Here is a 14661-nt window from a genome sequence, read left to right as displayed (position 1 = left end):
AAGGAGTGTCCATGGGTCGCTTCAATCTATTGCTTACCAGCAGCCGTCTCATGATGCTGCCTTTCTATATTTGCATGTTGCTCAGCGTATTGCTGTTGATGGTCAAATTTGCCATCAAGCTCTACGAGCTGGGCCGCGATATTTTTACCATCCATTATCTGGATCTGGTGACCGGGGTGCTGACCCTGGTGGATTTTGTGCTGGTGGCCCAGATGTTGATCCTGGTTGCCCTGTGCGGCTATGTGCAATTCATCAAAACCCCGGAGCAGCGCGCCGCCCTTGGCGATAACTGGCTTTACAAGATCAATTTTGCCTCGCTGAAGCTCATCGTCATCAACTCCCTGGTCACCATCGCCGGGATAGAGGTCCTCAAGGCCTTCCTCGAAGATGGGGTCGGCAACGAGACCGAGATGAAGTGGTCGGTCATCGTGTTCCTCGCCTTCTCCACCGCCGCGCTTATCTACGCCATCACGGAGCGGCTGGCGGATCATGACCACAAGCCTGCCAAACCCTGAGCATAACCCCCAGACGCCGCGCTGTTGGCGCCTTCACCAGAGGGGCATTACAGTTGACGAGTCAACCCAACCAAGAGTGATTAGCATATGAAAAGAGTGATCATCACGGCGGCTGGCTTGCTGCTCCTGGCCGCCCCCGCAGCCTACGGGATCAGCACCAAATATCGCCAGCAGCTCGAACAATCCGGTTGTACCCAGATGTCGGAAGCCGAGGGCTGCGACATCAACAAGAGCAAGGCGGAAAATGCCAAGGCTGGCTTCAGTAACCCGGCGGCAGAGAGTGCCCCTGCCAGCCAGAGCCCCCCCTACGCCGGACAGTGGGTGGCCAAGAGCAGCGACGGCAACACAGTGGCGACCATTCGCATCGATGGTAGCGAACACGTCTGGGTCAATGGCAAGAAAGTCAGTGCCAAGCGCAGTGATGGCGCCCTGGAATTTAAGCAAGGCATGATCGTTTACCGTATCCAGGGGGACCGAAACCTGAAGGGCCAGGATACCTGGCACGACACGGACGCCGGCACCAAAGGGCCGATCCAACCCGAATAGCCCATGCATAGAGAGACAGGGCCCGCAAATCCCGTGGCCCTGTCGCTATTTTTCCAGTCATTATTGCAATCTCTCTTCTACTTGCCCTGTCCCTTCCTTCGCAAGTACGGCCTCACTCCGCGTTGCCACGAATGCCAGGAGAGAAGCGCAACGACCTGTATGCTCCAGGCGAGTGCCGTGGTTTTATTCAGCTTCTATTCATTGATTAACGAATTGATAATTCTTTTCATTGCCCTTACCCCATTGTAGACTTGCTGCGCCTGGGGTCATTCCCCGGCAGTGGAGCCGTTATGACCAGTCTTTTCCTCTCACCACGACACCTCTGGCAATGGTTGGCCTATCACCATCAGGCCGCCGAGGGCAGCCTCTATCTGATGTTCTTCTCCGGCCTGCTGTTGTGGGAACCGCTGACCCCTGTCTGGTCGCTGGCGCGCTGGAACCTGTTTCTGCATGTGCTGCTCTCCCTCTCCCTGTTCCCGCTGCTGTTTGGTGCCTTCTGGCTCTCCCATCGCAGCCTGCTGAACAAGAGCCGCAAGCCCTTCTTGCGCACCACTGGCCGCATCATCGAGGGCTTGCTGCTGCTCTGTCTCGGCAGTGGCCTGCTGTTGCTATTGCATGGCACACCGGGCGATCGCCTGGGCTCACTGGCAAGCTGGGCCCATTGGCTTAGCGCTCTGCTTCTCACTCCCCTGGTGCTGCGCCACGCCTGGCGCTGGACCCTGCTCAGATGGCGTTCCTGATCCCATGTTGAAGTGGCTGTTATCTTGCCTGCTCGCGGCGACCTGGCTGATGGGCGCCTCAGGCGCTCATGCCCAGCAGATGGGCAGCGCCCTGACAGCCTATGAAGAGGGGGGGGCCCCCCGCCTCGTCACGGCCAACCTCAGTGGCGGCTCCGTCACCCTGCTCGCACGGGATAGCGGTGAGCGGCTTGAAGAGGTGCACTTTGGCGGGGATCTTCGTCAAGTTGCAAGAGCCGACAACGGTAACCTGCTGGTCACCGACTACAGCGGCGATCGCCTGCTGCTGCTCAATGAGGATCTCCGTCTTGAAAAGGTGATCCCCACCGGTCATCGCCCCTACGGCGTCATCTTCGATCCCAAGCGTCGCTGGTTCTGGGTCACCCTGTTCGAGGCGGGCAGGCTGCAGGCGTATGACAGTGCAGGCAAGCGTCAGCTAGATCTGGACGCTGGCGACACCCCGCGCGGGCTGGCACTCACCGACGATGACCGCTTGCTCCTCACCCGCGCCATGACAGGCCAGCTGGCCATCTACAACCTGGCCAGCCTCAGGACAACCGCCGCAGAGGCCGACTTGGCCAATCCCCACATCATTACCCTGGCCGAGACCCACAGCGACACGCCGAGCGACTCTCAGGGCCTGCCGCGCCTGCTGGACGGCATCAGCCTCTCCCCCGATGGCAGCGAGGCCTGGCTGCCCCACGTGCTCTGGAGTTTCGACCACCCCTTCCAGTTCCAGAGCACCGTCTTCCCGGCGGTCTCCATCATAGATCTCGATGAGGAGAAGGAGCGGGTCGATGAGCGAAAGCAGCTGTTTTTGCAGATCAATTTGCCCAATGTCGGCAACCGCAGCCAGATTGTCTCCAACCCCTTCGCCGCCCGCTTCGCCGCCGATGGCAAGCGGGTCTACTTGACGCTTGCGGGATCCGAAGACCTGCTGGTGTTTGACTTGTCGCGCAGCGGCAAGCAGAACAGCAACCGCCACAGACGCAAGAAGTTCCAGGGGGGCGCCAAGGCGACCCAGTTGCTGCGCCATCTGCCGGGTCAGAACCCCAGAGACCTGCTGGTCGAGGGCGACCATATTCTGGTCCAAAACGCCATGAGCCAGGATCTCACCCGGCTCAATAGCGGCGGTCCCGGCCCCTTCGCCCGCGTCACCGTCGATAATCCCCGTTTCGCCACACTGGTCGAAGCAGATCCACGCCCGACGGCTCTCAAGCGGGGGGAGCGCTTGTTCAACCTGGGCAACACCTTCAGCAACGACGGCGCCAGTCGCCGCTTCCCCATGGCAGGAGACAACTGGATGAGTTGCAACTCCTGTCATCTGGACGGTTTCAACTTCACCAACCGCGCCCTGATGCAGGCCCATCGCCAACATAGCCGTGATAACGCCATCAACGGCCACGCCAATCTTACCAACATGGTGGCGGGGGACTTCATCGGTGAATACCTGCGCATGACCCAGCAGACCCAAGGCGGCATGGGTCATGACAGCCGCGACGGCGCGCAACTTGTCGATCCGGCCAATCCGCCGCCCGAGGTAAAGGCCATGATGGAAGATTTGCACGCCTTCGTGACCTCGGATGGCAACCTGCCCTACCTCGCCAGCTGGCTGCGACTCGATGCGCCGCGCAGGGATCCTGCCAGGGCGCCGACCACCCATCCCAAGGAGTGGCTCAACTCCGCCTCCTGTCAGAACTGCCACCAACAGGCCTTCGCAGACTGGAGCGACAGCAATCACCGGCTGATGGGCAACTCCCACCCCTACTACAAGGTGGTGCAGCAACTGGCCCGGGAAACAGAAGGAGAAGCTTTCGGCCAATGGTGCCAGAGCTGCCACATGCCCCAGCAGGTGATGACCGGCCAGACCGCACTGCCCAAGGGCTCCCACATGTTCGAGCGAGGTGGTGCTTCCCTTGTCAAGGCGCACCAAGCGGGAGAGCCAGTGGTGGAAGAGGGGACCAGCTGTCTGTTCTGTCATCGCATCACCCGGTTGGAAGACGCTGGCGGCAATGGCGCCGTCACGGTGAATCTCAAAGACAGGGAGAGCTATGTGTTCGAAGATGCCCCCGGTGGTAGCGTCCGTCACTGGCTGGCCGAGCGGCAGATCAATGCCCGTCCGGCGATGCACAAGGCCTCCTATCAGAAAGACTTCTATCAGGATGCTGCCCTGTGCAAATCCTGCCACAACGAGTTTGCCCCGGGCACCGGCGCCAACATCGTCAACACCTGGGATGAGTGGCAACAATCGAGCTTTGCCACGGCCAAAGACCCGGCCAAGCGTCGTACCTGCATCGACTGCCACATGAATCCGGATCCTGGCAACGGCGGCGCCCCTGTGGCGGGCCAGTCAACTGAAAACGGCACAGTGAAAGAGCGGCTCTATCGCCACAATTTTACCGGCGCCCAGCACCAGCTGGTGGGGCTGCGCAATGCCGAGCTTGAACAGGAGAGCCTGGCGCTGTTGCGATCCAGCGCGACGCTCTCTGCCCGTATCGAACAGGCTGCCGATGGGCAGCAACTGGTGGTGCGGGTCGCCAATACCGGCGCAGGCCACGCCCTGCCCACCGGGGTCGCCGATTTTCGTGAACTCTGGCTGGAGCTGACCGTCACCGATGCCAGTGGCAAGCTGGTGCTCGCAAGCGGCCAGCCGGTGGATGGCAGCGTCCCCGAGGATGCCAGGCTGTTCAGGAAGGTATTCGGCGATGCCGACGGCAAGCCGGTGGGGCTCAAGTTCTGGCGCTACGCCAAGCTGCTCGAGGATACCCGCATCCCGGCCGATGGCTGGCGCGATGAGCGCTGGATGCTGCCTGCCGGGGCCCAGGGCCCCTTGCGCGCCGACATCAAACTCAATTTCCGCACCTACCCCAAGTGGGTCAACGACGCTGTGCGCGCCACCGAGCCGCAATTGCCCGAGCCCCCAATAGTGCTACTCAACCGGCTACAACTGACCCAGTTGCAGCCCACTCAACTCTCCTCTGTCATGGAGCCTGAACGCTGATGTTTGCAAGTTTTCTCATTACCCTGCGCGAGGGGCTGGAAGCCTTCCTGCTGGTCGGCATCTGCCTCTCCTACCTCGCCAAGCTGGGGGCCAGCCGTTACAACAAGTTCATCTATCTGGGGGTGGGGCTGGGTCTCGTCGCCTCACTGATGGTGGCGTTTCTGTTCCAGGTGGTGGTCAGCCAGTTCGAGAGCGAACGCTACAACCACTTGCTGATGGCCGGGATCCTGATCTTCGCCACCCTGGTGCTGACCTACATGGCGGTATGGATGCAAAAGCAGGCCAAATCCCAGGTGGGGGCCATGACGGCGCGCATCGATGCGGCGATCGATGGTGGCAATCTGCTTGGCCTAGTGCTGCTCGCTTTTCTGGCGGTAATGCGCGAGGGGTTCGAAACCGTGCTGTTCTTCTCGGCCCTGGTCTATTCGGGCCAGGGGGTGGATCTCCATCAAGGGCTGATGGGCGCCCTGGCCGGGCTTGCGCTCTCGGTCATGCTGGTGTGGGGATTGCTGCGATCCACCCGCAAGGTGGCACTCGCCCCCTTCTTCCGTTGGACGGGCCTGCTCATCATCATCATCGCCGCCGGCCTGCTGTCGTCTGCCGTCAACATGCTGCAGGCGGCGGGGGTCATCACCTTCTGGACGACCCCGGTGTTCAACATCAGCCATATCCTCGACGATCAGGGGGTGTTCGGCACCTTCTTGCGCGCACTGTTTGGCTACAATGCCTCACCGGCGGGCTTGCAGTTACTGACGTGGGTCACCTATCTGGTCATCTTCGTCACCCTCTGGCAACGCAGTTACAAGCAGGTCGAAGCGAGCAAGGCATAACCTCTCGTCGTCTGCAACGGGGCCTGCGGGCCCCCTGTTCTCTTTTTCGGATAGGTATTGATGGGCGATAACAGCATTCAAAAAGTTGCCGTACTGGGCGCAGGCCCCGCCGGATTGATGGCCGCCTGGCGCCTGCACCAGGCCGGTTTTGCGGTCACCCTGTTCGAGCAGGAGAGCGACGTGGGTGGCATGTGTGCCACCCAGACCTTCAAGGGGCGCGACGGGGAGTACCGCTTCGATTACGGCGGACACCGCTTCATCACCAAGAACCCCGAGCTGCTCGCCTTCATCGACGAACTGATGGGAGAGGATCTGCTCCACGCCGATCGCAAGAGCGTGATCCGCTTTGGCGGGCGCACCTATGACTACCCCCTGAACCTGACCAACCTGCTCAAAACGGCGCCCCTGCCCCTGATGGCCGGGGCGGTGAAGGATCTGCTGCTGTTGCCCTTCGCCAAGAAGCCGGCGGACTTTGCCAGCGCAAGCTTCGCCGACTGGATCATGAGCCACTTCGGCCGCACCCTCTATCGCCAGTTCTTTGAGGGCTACACCGGCAAACTGTGGGGCATCAACCCGGACCGGCTCTCCGCCGACTGGGCTGGCCAGCGCATCAGCCTCATCGACTTGAAGGACGTGGCGCGCCGCCTGCTGCCAAGGCGCAAGGGCAGCCATTCGGTACGCACCTACGCCCGCAAGTATCGCTATCCCAAGTATGGCTTTGGCCAGATCTTCACCACCCTGGGAGAGCGGCTGGTGGCGGCAGGCGTGGAGCTCAAGACCGGCGCCACCATTACCCGGCTGACTCAAGCCGCTGACCGGATCGATCGGGTTCATTGGCAACAGGATGGCGTTGAACGGAGCGAGTCCTTTGATCAGGTGATCTCCACCCTGCCGCTGCCACTCACCTGCCAGCATCTGGGCTTGCCGTGCGATCTGCACTACCGCGCCCTGCGCTTCATCAACATGCCCCTCAATCAGGAGAACCTGTCGGATAACACCTGGCAGTACCTCTCCGACCCCCATATCCTGGCCACCCGTTTGCAGGAGCCGCGCCGGCGCAGCCCCTTTATGGCGCCGGTAGGCAAGACATCCGTGATGCTGGAAGTGCCCTGTACTCCGGGAGATGAAACCTGGCAGGCCCCGCTTGCCGATCTGCGCGGCCGGATCAGCCAGGATCTGGAGAGTCTCGGGGTAGATACCCGCAAACTGGGGGATGAGACGTTCGAGGCGCGCAGTGAATATGCCTATCCGCTGATGGATCTTGGCTATCAGGGGCGGCGCGATGCCGCCATCCAGGCATTGATGCCGATTGGCAACCTCATCATGAGCGGTCGCCAGGGGACGTTTCGCTACATCTTCACCGACACCGCCATGGAGATGGGGCTGATGGCCGCCGACATGGTGATAGATGGTGTGGACAGACGTCACGCCATCTTCAATCATCGCAACGAGAACACCGTCATCGAGACCCAGAGCGTGGCGTGAGTGGTCCCCTGGGAATGGAGTGAAAGACAATGTGGACGGACGCCTTGTCACCTTCAATCATCGCAACGAGAATACCGTCCTCGGGACCTTGGGTCTGGCCTGAGCGACTCATCGGAACCGCATATTGAACACTAGGTATCGAACCAAGGAGCATAGGATGACCATCCGCCACGGCTTTATCGCCATCTTGTTACTTGCCACTGCGGGGCAGACCCAGGCTTACTCCTACGCGGCGGCAGGCAAGGAGCCCCTGATCGATGCCCGCGAGCAGCTGCTGAGTGCCGCGAGCGAGGGCCTGGATGGCAGCGCCATCTTGGCCGGACTGAGCGAAGAGCTCAGCTATCTGGAGCAGCATCACAAGGTGGTGCTGCAAGCACCCCTCGCCGCCGCCATCGCGGCCAAGGATGCCCAGGGCACGGCCGCCCTGCTCAACCGAGCCTACAAGGCCGAGATTGAACGCCGCCTGGAAGGCGCCAGGCAGAATCTGGGGGATTACCAAACCGCCAAGGTACTGGTCGTCAAGAGCAAACGCTTCCTGGATCTGATCCTGCCCTCCCTGAGTGAGGAGGATCGCACCGCAGCCGATCAGGCGCTGACCCAGGTCCTCGCCGCCATCGGCAACCCTGGGGTGTTCGGGGTCGGCGCCAAGGCTGCCGACAGTCAAGCCTTTGACAGCGCCGAACAGGCATTGATGGAAGTGCTGGCGCCGCTCTGATTGCAGCCATTGACACGATCTCTGTCACCACATCCCCACCCCCTCTCTTGCCGGAGGCGTTGGGGGCACGGAGCCAGCCGCCAGGTTTGGCTGCTGGCCCTGTTGCAAGTGGTTTGGATGGGGTGGCTCCTGGGCTTCCCTGTGGCGCTCGATTCTGACGATGCCCTCAATTTTGCCCACGGGGTGACGCGTTTTAGCGTGCTCGAGTTCGCCCCCCACTTTCCAGGCTACCCCGTCTTCATCTGGCTGGCCCGGCTGCTCAATCTGGGTCTGGCAGACTCCCTTGCAGCCGTGCACTATGCCAGCCTGCTCGGAACTGTTCCTATCCCTCCCCTGCTCGCCTGGCTGGTGGTGCGTCGCTGGCAGGCCCCTGGCTTGCTCGCGCCTTTCTGGTTGCTTGGCCTTGGCCTGCCACTGGTGCCTGCCTTGGGGCTGGCAGGCCTGTCCGATGGCCCGGCGCTGGCCGCTTGGCTTGGCGCCCTGCTCGCGCTGACCCCACGCACCCATGCCACAGCGAGCGCACGCAGGTTGATGCTGGCCGGGGCGCTCATCGGCATCATGCTGGGCCTTCGGCCTTCCTACTTCGTATTGGCCCTGCTGCCACTGCTGCTCGGCTGGCAAGGAGGGCGCACCCGGTGTTTGCTGCTGCCCATCCTGTTGGTGGGCCTGCTCTGCCTGGCCTTTGTCTGGCAGGGAGATGGCTGGGCCTATTTTAGCGAGGGACGCCGTTTCACCAGCGGCCACTTCACCCTGTGGGGCAATACGGCGGCGGCCCATGGGGACCGCCTGCTGAGCTGGTATCAGGCGCTCAATACCCAGTTCAGTCCGCTCTGGCCGCTGGCCTTGCCCCTCCTCTGGCTCGGCATCCGCAACATGGCGACAGCGGGCGGGCGGGCACTGGCCAGCCGCTATGGCCTGAGCTGGCTTGCCCTGCTGCTCTGGACGCTGCTTGCCCAAAATCCGGATAACCCCCGCCATCTCGCCCCCCTGTTGCTGCTCAGCCTGCTGCTGGCTGCCGGCGCCCTGGTCACTCCCGGCGAGACGGACAAAGGATGGTGGCGCCTGCTCGCCTCCCCGCACAGCTCCCCCACTCGCCATGAGACCCTGTCCACGGCCCTGCTCTGTCTGCCCGGTCTCTTGCTGCTCTGCACCACCCTGACCCCGGCCCGGCCACCGGCCCTGCACGCGGCCAGAGTGCTGGCCGAGCAGCAGTGCCCGGCCCTCGTCACCCAATGGGGGGTTCGACTGCTGAGGGAACAGAGCACCTTGGCCATCACGGATGCCTGGTATGAGGGAGATGCCCGTCTGGCGCTCGCCCAGGGGGCCTGCCGGCTAAGCCGTCGCCCCTTGCCCGAGTTCACTCCCCCTGGTCACCCTCTTGTCCCTGTCTGGTTCGCGCCGCGCTTTCGGGCAGAGCCCGGGCTCTGGCTCGGGATAGCGCCCCCTTAACCTGATCTAGGCAACCGGTACGCGCCTGCTCAGGCAAGGCGTCAACTACACTCAGCCCGCATCCCCCCACTACAAGGTCATGCTGGATGAAATATCGCCTTTACCTGGTTCCCCTCACCCTGCTCATGGCGACGGGCGCCCTGCTGATGCCTATCTGGTTGCAGGGGGGATCTCAGGGCCATGATCTCTTCCACCATCTGCTCTCCGGTCACTATTTTGCGGCGCAGCTCTGGCAGGGAGAGATCTATCCTCGCTGGTTGATGGCCATGAATGGCGGCTTTGGCAGCCCGACCTTCTTCTTTTATCCCCCCCTGCCCTACTATGTCAGCGCGATCTTTGCGGGCCCCGCACTTCCACCCCATCAGGCCATCTATCCTCTGCTGGCCAGTGCGACCCTGGCGCTGTTTCTCTCCGGGCTCTTCGCCTATCTCTGGCTATGCCGCTTGACCTCTTGTGGGCGGGCCCTGGCCGTTAGCCTGCTCTACCTCGCCCTGCCCTATCATCTGGCCATCGATCTCTATGCCCGCTTCGCCCTTGCCGAATTCTGGGCCTTCGTCTGGGCACCCTTGCTGCTGCTGGGTCAGGAACTCATCAGCCGCAGCAGGCCCTGGGGGCCACTCTTGCTGGCCCTGGCCGTCGCGCTCCTGGCGCTTTCCCACCTGCCCAGCCTGCTGCTGACCCTGGGGCTAGTCAGCCTGCTGGCGCTGCTGCATGCCCGGCAGACCAAGGCGCTCGGTTCTCTGTGGCAATCCCTGGCGGCTCAGGGGTTGGGGCTGGCCATGGCGGCCATGCTGCTGTTTCCTGCCTTGCTGGATCAAGGGGCCATCTCCATGGAGCTGATGCGCGGTGGCATCTTCGATTTTCGCCGCAACTTCCTCGACCGATTACCCACGGGATGGCATGACTGGTATTTTCGCGGCCACCTGGCCTGGCTGACGCTGTTGACCCTGGGGCTACTGCTGCTCGCCTGGGCCGGAGCGGCAGATCCCGGGCAGGCGAGCTTGCAGCGCTGGGGCGTGCTGGGGGTGCTGGCCTTCCTCATGATGCTGCCATTGAGTCAACCCCTCTGGTGGCTACTGCCGCCACTGCAACAGGTACAGTTTCCCTGGCGCTGCAATCTGATCCTGACCCTGGCCACCCTGGCCGTGGTGGCATCGGCGACACCGGCGCCTGGCCTCTGGCGCTATGGCTGGTGGGGCCTGCTGCTGCTCACCCTGACGTCATCCATCGCCTATGTGCAGCATGCCCCCCTCACCCAGGCTCCCAGCAAGGCGGTGCTGGATGCCGAGTTCGACAGCAAGCGCAGCGCCCGGGAGTACAGACCCCGCCAGGTGCCCAAAGGGGAGTTCACCCCCACAAGGCTTGCCTGGAAGGAGGAGTTTCAGCCCCCCGTCGTCACACAGCAAGCTGATGTCCAATGGCAAATCAGACACTGGCAGGCCCGCCACCTCGAACTCGACGTGACGGCCAAGGCCCCGGCTCGATTGCTGCTGCACCAATATGACTATCCCGGCTGGCAAGCCTGGCTCGATGACCAGATACCTTTGGAGGTGAGTGCCAATCACCAGGGCCTGCTCCAGGTCTGGGTGCCGGCCGGCCATCACACCCTGACCTTGCGTCTGACGGCGCGCTGGCCCGAGCTGGCTGGCTATGGTGTCTCCTTGCTAGCCTGGCTGCTCTGGCTTTACTGGGGCTATCGCCCCCTGTTTCGTGCCTCTTCTTCATCTGAACAGGCCTAGGCCACCCGCAATGAACCGCCATCACCCGGCCTGGATATGGCTGCTGCCCGGGCAAAGCTGCTAGACTCACCCCTTTGCCACGCCGTCATCCCAACCTCGGACTCCCTATGCCACAGACGCCCCTCTCGCCACGCTTCCTGTTTATCCTGCTCGGTGCCCTGGCGGGCCTGACGCCGCTGGCGGTAGACATGTATCTACCCGCCATCCCCAACATCGCCCATGACTTGGGCACCAGCATCGATGGTGCCCAGCTCACCATCAGCGCCTTCCTCGGTGGTTTTGCCATAGGCCAGCTCTTTTATGGCCCCCTGGCCGACAGCTTTGGCCGCAAGCCGGTGATACTGGCGGGTCTGGTGATGTTCTCCATCGCCTCGGTCGGCTGCGCCCTGGCCGATAGCCTGCCCGAGCTGCTGGCGTTTCGCATGCTGCAGGCCGCGGGCGGCGCGGCGGGCTCAGTGGTGGTCAATGCCCTGCTGCGGGACATGTTCGAGAAGGATGCGTTCTCGCGCGCCATGTCGTTCGTGATCCTGGTGATGACGCTGGCCCCCCTGGTGGCCCCCATCATTGGTGGCTATATCAGCGCCCATGCCAGCTGGCGCCTCATCTTCTGGCTGCTGGTCGCCATCAGCCTGCTGATCTGCATGGTGATGCAGTGGAAGATCCAGGAGACCCTCAAGCCCGAGCTGCGCCAACCCCTGCGTCTGGGCCAGATCTTGCGTAACTACTGGGGCGTGCTGAGCCACCGCCGCGCCATGGGCTATGTGCTGTGCGGCGCCCTGTCGAGCTCGGGCATGTTCGCCTTCCTCAGTGGCTCTCCTTATGTCTATATCGAGTATTTCCATGTGCCGACCCAGCACTATGGCTGGCTGTTCGGCCTCAACATCTTGCTGATGATGCTGGTGACCTTTGCCAACAGCCGACTGGTGAAGGGGCTGGGCTCCGAGCGCATGCTGCAATACGGCCTTACTGTGCTGCCCCTGGCCGGTCTCTTGCTGGTCTATAACGCCTGGAGTGAGAGCGGTGGCCTCTGGGGCATCGTCATACCGATAGTGCTCTTCGTCGGCCACATCAGTCTGGTCGGTGCCAATGCCATGACGGGCCTGCTCGGTCACTTTCAGCAGGCCGCGGGGACCGCCTCCGCCCTGGCGGGCACATTGCGATTCGGAATAGGCGCCCTGGTCGGCATCCTGGTCAACCTCGATCCGCCGCAATCTCCCCTGCCCATGGCCATCGCCATCGCCGGATGCGGCCTGGGCGCAACCCTCTGCTACTGGTTGCTGGCAGGCAGGCGCCCCGCCGTGAGCTGAGGCTGATCTCTCCCATGAAAAAGCCCTGTCTGTTCAGACAGGGCTTTTTTGCATCTTGTTTGGCCACCTCTTGGTACTCACAGGCCACATCGGCCAATCCGGCTGCGGGCAGGCGCCCGGCTCAGGTCTCTGCTGTTGCATCCGGCTCAGCGGCCAGCCCGCTGCGCGCCACTATCTCGCTGTCAAACCCGTCCAGGCTGCGCTGGTTCTTCTTGCGCCAATAGGCTTCAATCCCTTGCGTCCCCTGACGCTCGGACCAGTTGGCCAGATCCATCCTGTCGCCCTGATAGCCATACAGCGGCACCGACATGCCGCAAGAGGACTGCACCTGATCGATGTCGAGCAAGAAGATCTGCCGGGCCGCCACGCTGGGAGGAAACAGCGCCATCGCCTCATCCCAGCCCAGGTCGCCACGATGGAGCACCCGCGCCTGACCATAGGCCCGCAGGATCAGGGGTGGCCCCTCGAAGGCGCAGAACATCACCGTCATGCGCGGGTTGCGCAGCACATGGGCCGCCGACTCGTTGCCACTGCCAGTCAGATTGAGCCAGGCCAGGGTGTGAGCATCAATGACCCGCAATGAGTCGCCCCCCTTGGGCGAGAGGTTGACGGTGCCTTGCTCCGCCGCCGTGCCGACAAAATAGATTTTCTGCGCCTCGATAAAGGCAAGATGACGCGGTAAGAGCGCCTCGAATAACTGTCCCATCTGCTTGTTCCCTCAACTTTACCCGGCGATAGCGCAGCGCCCCTTGCGACCAGCCATCCCTCTAAGAGCACTTTTCCTGGCTGGGAGCATATCAAAACAGGGCGCTATTGAGCCACAGATGCGCCCCTATGCTGACCAGATAGCCGAGCAGTATGGCGGGCAACCATTTGAGGTGACCAAAGAAGGTATACATGCCGTGGGCTTGCCCCATCAGCGCCACCCCGGCAGCCGAACCGATGGAGAGCAGACTCCCCCCCACCCCGGCAGTCAGCGTCACCAGCAGCCACTGCCCCAAAGACATGTCCGGATCCATCGACAGCACGGCGAACATCACGGGGATGTTGTCGACGATGGAGGAGAGCAGACCGATGGCGATATTGGCGCTGGTCTGGTTACCCCCCTCGTAGAGGAAGTGGGAGACCAGCTCCAGATAGCCCATGAAGCCGAGCCCGCCGACACACATCACCACCCCGTAGAAGAACAGCAAGGTGTCCCACTCGGCCTTGGCTATCTTGTTGAACACGTCGAATGGCACGACTGAGCCCAGGCGCCGCAAGCGTTCGCTGTCACCGGAGCGCTCATAGCGGGCGCGCTGACGCGCCAGGGATCCGGGCAGCGTTTTGCGCAAATAGAAACCGAAGAATTGCAGATAACCCAGCCCCATCATCATGCCCAGCACCGGGGGCAGGAGCAGGAAGTTATAACAGAGGACGGCGGTCACTATGGTCAGGATAAAGAGCAGCACTATGGTGATGGCCCCCCGCTTGAGCTCCACCACCTCGTTGAGGGCACTGGGTGCATGGCGCGGTACCATCACACTCATCAGCAGGGCGGGCACCAGGAAATTGAGCACCGAGGGGATGAAGAGCGCCAAAAACTGGCCGAACTGCACCTTGCCTGCCTGCCACACCATCAGAGTCGTGATATCGCCAAAGGGGCTGAATGCCCCGCCCGCATTGGCCGCCACCACTATGTTGATGCAGGCCAGATTGATGAAACGGCGATCGCCATTGCCCACCTTGAGCACCACGGCGCACATCAATAGTGCCGTGGTCATGTTGTCCGCCACCGGCGAAATAAGGAAGGCCAGGACTCCCGTGAGCCAGAACAGGGTGCGTAGCCCGAAGCCCGAGCGCACCAGCCAGGCACGCAAGGCATCGAACAGCAGCCGATCCTCCATGGCATTGATATAGGTCATCGCCACCAGCAGGAAGAGCATCAACTCGGCATATTCCAGCAGATTGTGGCGAAACGCATCATGGACCAGGGAACTGAGCCCCTGCTCGGCGTAGACGATGCCAATCAGTATCCAGATGATACCGGCCGCGATCAGCACCGGCTTGGATTTGCGCAGTTGCAGGTACTCTTCGGCCATGACCAGGGCATAGGCAAACACGAAGATGGCCACGGCAAACCAGCCGATGCCGGTATGGGTCAGGGGAATACCGCCACTGTTGGCGACGCTGGTGCAGGAAAACAGACTGAGCCCAAGCAGGGCCATGAGACGTACAAAACCAGACATAACTGCTCTTCCGTTGAGAACTGTCTGGCATTGATGCTAGCAGCCGATACAAAAATAAATTGTATCTATATCAATCTTTTCAGCATTAGCGACCGAAAAAAGCGTCCCC

At 62.1% G+C, this 14661-nt stretch carries 12 protein-coding genes; 10 read left to right on the top strand and 2 right to left on the bottom strand.

Annotation, left to right across the window (positions count from 1 at the left end; all coding sequences use genetic code 11):
- Window positions 1-11: 11 nt before the first annotated feature.
- The 10 genes from ACSMDR_RS18395 (at window position 12) to ACSMDR_RS18350 (ending at window position 12324) form a co-directional block, all read left to right on the top strand.
- A complete protein-coding gene (locus ACSMDR_RS18395) occupies window positions 12-515 on the top strand; it encodes a YqhA family protein (RefSeq protein ID WP_436469186.1) in 504 nt (167 codons plus the stop codon).
- Window positions 516-602: 87 nt separating this feature from the next.
- Window positions 603-1061, top strand: a complete 459-nt coding sequence (locus tag ACSMDR_RS18390; RefSeq protein ID WP_436469185.1) for a hypothetical protein — start codon at window positions 603-605, stop codon at window positions 1059-1061.
- Between the two features lie 290 nt (window positions 1062-1351).
- Window positions 1352-1801: a hypothetical protein gene (locus ACSMDR_RS18385; RefSeq protein WP_436469184.1), complete on the top strand. Its 450-nt coding sequence runs from the start codon at window positions 1352-1354 to the stop codon at window positions 1799-1801.
- A gap of 4 nt (window positions 1802-1805) precedes the next feature.
- Complete coding sequence (locus ACSMDR_RS18380) at window positions 1806-4799, top strand: YncE family protein (protein ID WP_436469183.1); 2994 nt, start codon at window positions 1806-1808, stop codon at window positions 4797-4799.
- Entirely contained in the window at window positions 4799-5629 is an 831-nt protein-coding gene (locus tag ACSMDR_RS18375; protein ID WP_436469182.1) for an FTR1 family iron permease, read from the top strand. The genes ACSMDR_RS18380 and ACSMDR_RS18375 overlap by 1 nt, the downstream gene beginning before the upstream one ends.
- 60 nt (window positions 5630-5689) lie before the next feature.
- Entirely contained in the window at window positions 5690-7114 is a 1425-nt protein-coding gene (locus tag ACSMDR_RS18370) for an FAD-dependent oxidoreductase (RefSeq protein ID WP_436469181.1), read from the top strand.
- 157 nt (window positions 7115-7271) lie between these two features.
- Window positions 7272-7829: a hypothetical protein gene (locus ACSMDR_RS18365; protein WP_436469180.1), complete on the top strand. Its 558-nt coding sequence runs from the start codon at window positions 7272-7274 to the stop codon at window positions 7827-7829.
- A 90-nt stretch (window positions 7830-7919) separates the two neighbouring features.
- Entirely contained in the window at window positions 7920-9278 is a 1359-nt protein-coding gene (locus ACSMDR_RS18360) for a hypothetical protein (protein ID WP_436469364.1), read from the top strand.
- An 86-nt stretch (window positions 9279-9364) separates the two neighbouring features.
- Window positions 9365-11017: a putative glycosyltransferase family protein gene (locus ACSMDR_RS18355; RefSeq protein ID WP_436469179.1), complete on the top strand. Its 1653-nt coding sequence runs from the start codon at window positions 9365-9367 to the stop codon at window positions 11015-11017.
- Window positions 11018-11124: 107 nt separating this feature from the next.
- Entirely contained in the window at window positions 11125-12324 is a 1200-nt protein-coding gene (locus tag ACSMDR_RS18350; RefSeq protein WP_436469178.1) for a Bcr/CflA family multidrug efflux MFS transporter, read from the top strand.
- Between the two features lie 121 nt (window positions 12325-12445).
- Here ACSMDR_RS18350 and ACSMDR_RS18345 read toward each other — a convergent pair whose 3' ends face one another.
- Together ACSMDR_RS18345 and nhaD are read right to left on the bottom strand one after the other, a co-directional pair.
- Window positions 12446-13030, bottom strand: coding sequence for a pyridoxamine 5'-phosphate oxidase family protein (locus ACSMDR_RS18345; RefSeq protein WP_436469177.1), 585 nt, complete (start codon window positions 13028-13030; stop codon window positions 12446-12448).
- A gap of 91 nt (window positions 13031-13121) precedes the next feature.
- Window positions 13122-14552, bottom strand: coding sequence for a sodium:proton antiporter NhaD (gene nhaD, locus ACSMDR_RS18340; RefSeq protein ID WP_436469176.1), 1431 nt, complete (start codon window positions 14550-14552; stop codon window positions 13122-13124).
- Window positions 14553-14661 lie beyond the last annotated feature (109 nt).

The organism is Aeromonas molluscorum (assembly GCF_051376105.1).
In the GTDB taxonomy this organism is placed as follows: Bacteria; Pseudomonadota; Gammaproteobacteria; order Enterobacterales; family Aeromonadaceae; genus Aeromonas; species Aeromonas molluscorum.
Note: the sequence above shows the minus strand (reverse complement) of the source record. Positions and strands in the feature narration are given on the sequence as shown.

What these genes read in the sequence shown, in the direction of transcription:
- ACSMDR_RS18355 (WP_436469179.1), top strand. Translation starts at nt 9,365, where the DNA reads ATGAAATATCGCCTTTACCTGGTTCCCCTCACCCTGCTCATGGCGACG.
- nhaD (WP_436469176.1), bottom strand. Translation starts at nt 14,552, where the DNA reads ATGTCTGGTTTTGTACGTCTCATGGCCCTGCTTGGGCTCAGTCTGTTT.
- ACSMDR_RS18380 (WP_436469183.1), top strand. Translation starts at nt 1,806, where the DNA reads ATGTTGAAGTGGCTGTTATCTTGCCTGCTCGCGGCGACCTGGCTGATG.
- ACSMDR_RS18395 (WP_436469186.1), top strand. Translation starts at nt 12, where the DNA reads ATGGGTCGCTTCAATCTATTGCTTACCAGCAGCCGTCTCATGATGCTG.
- ACSMDR_RS18385 (WP_436469184.1), top strand. Translation starts at nt 1,352, where the DNA reads ATGACCAGTCTTTTCCTCTCACCACGACACCTCTGGCAATGGTTGGCC.
- ACSMDR_RS18345 (WP_436469177.1), bottom strand. Translation starts at nt 13,030, where the DNA reads ATGGGACAGTTATTCGAGGCGCTCTTACCGCGTCATCTTGCCTTTATC.
- ACSMDR_RS18350 (WP_436469178.1), top strand. Translation starts at nt 11,125, where the DNA reads ATGCCACAGACGCCCCTCTCGCCACGCTTCCTGTTTATCCTGCTCGGT.
- ACSMDR_RS18370 (WP_436469181.1), top strand. Translation starts at nt 5,690, where the DNA reads ATGGGCGATAACAGCATTCAAAAAGTTGCCGTACTGGGCGCAGGCCCC.
- ACSMDR_RS18390 (WP_436469185.1), top strand. Translation starts at nt 603, where the DNA reads ATGAAAAGAGTGATCATCACGGCGGCTGGCTTGCTGCTCCTGGCCGCC.
- ACSMDR_RS18365 (WP_436469180.1), top strand. Translation starts at nt 7,272, where the DNA reads ATGACCATCCGCCACGGCTTTATCGCCATCTTGTTACTTGCCACTGCG.
- ACSMDR_RS18375 (WP_436469182.1), top strand. Translation starts at nt 4,799, where the DNA reads ATGTTTGCAAGTTTTCTCATTACCCTGCGCGAGGGGCTGGAAGCCTTC.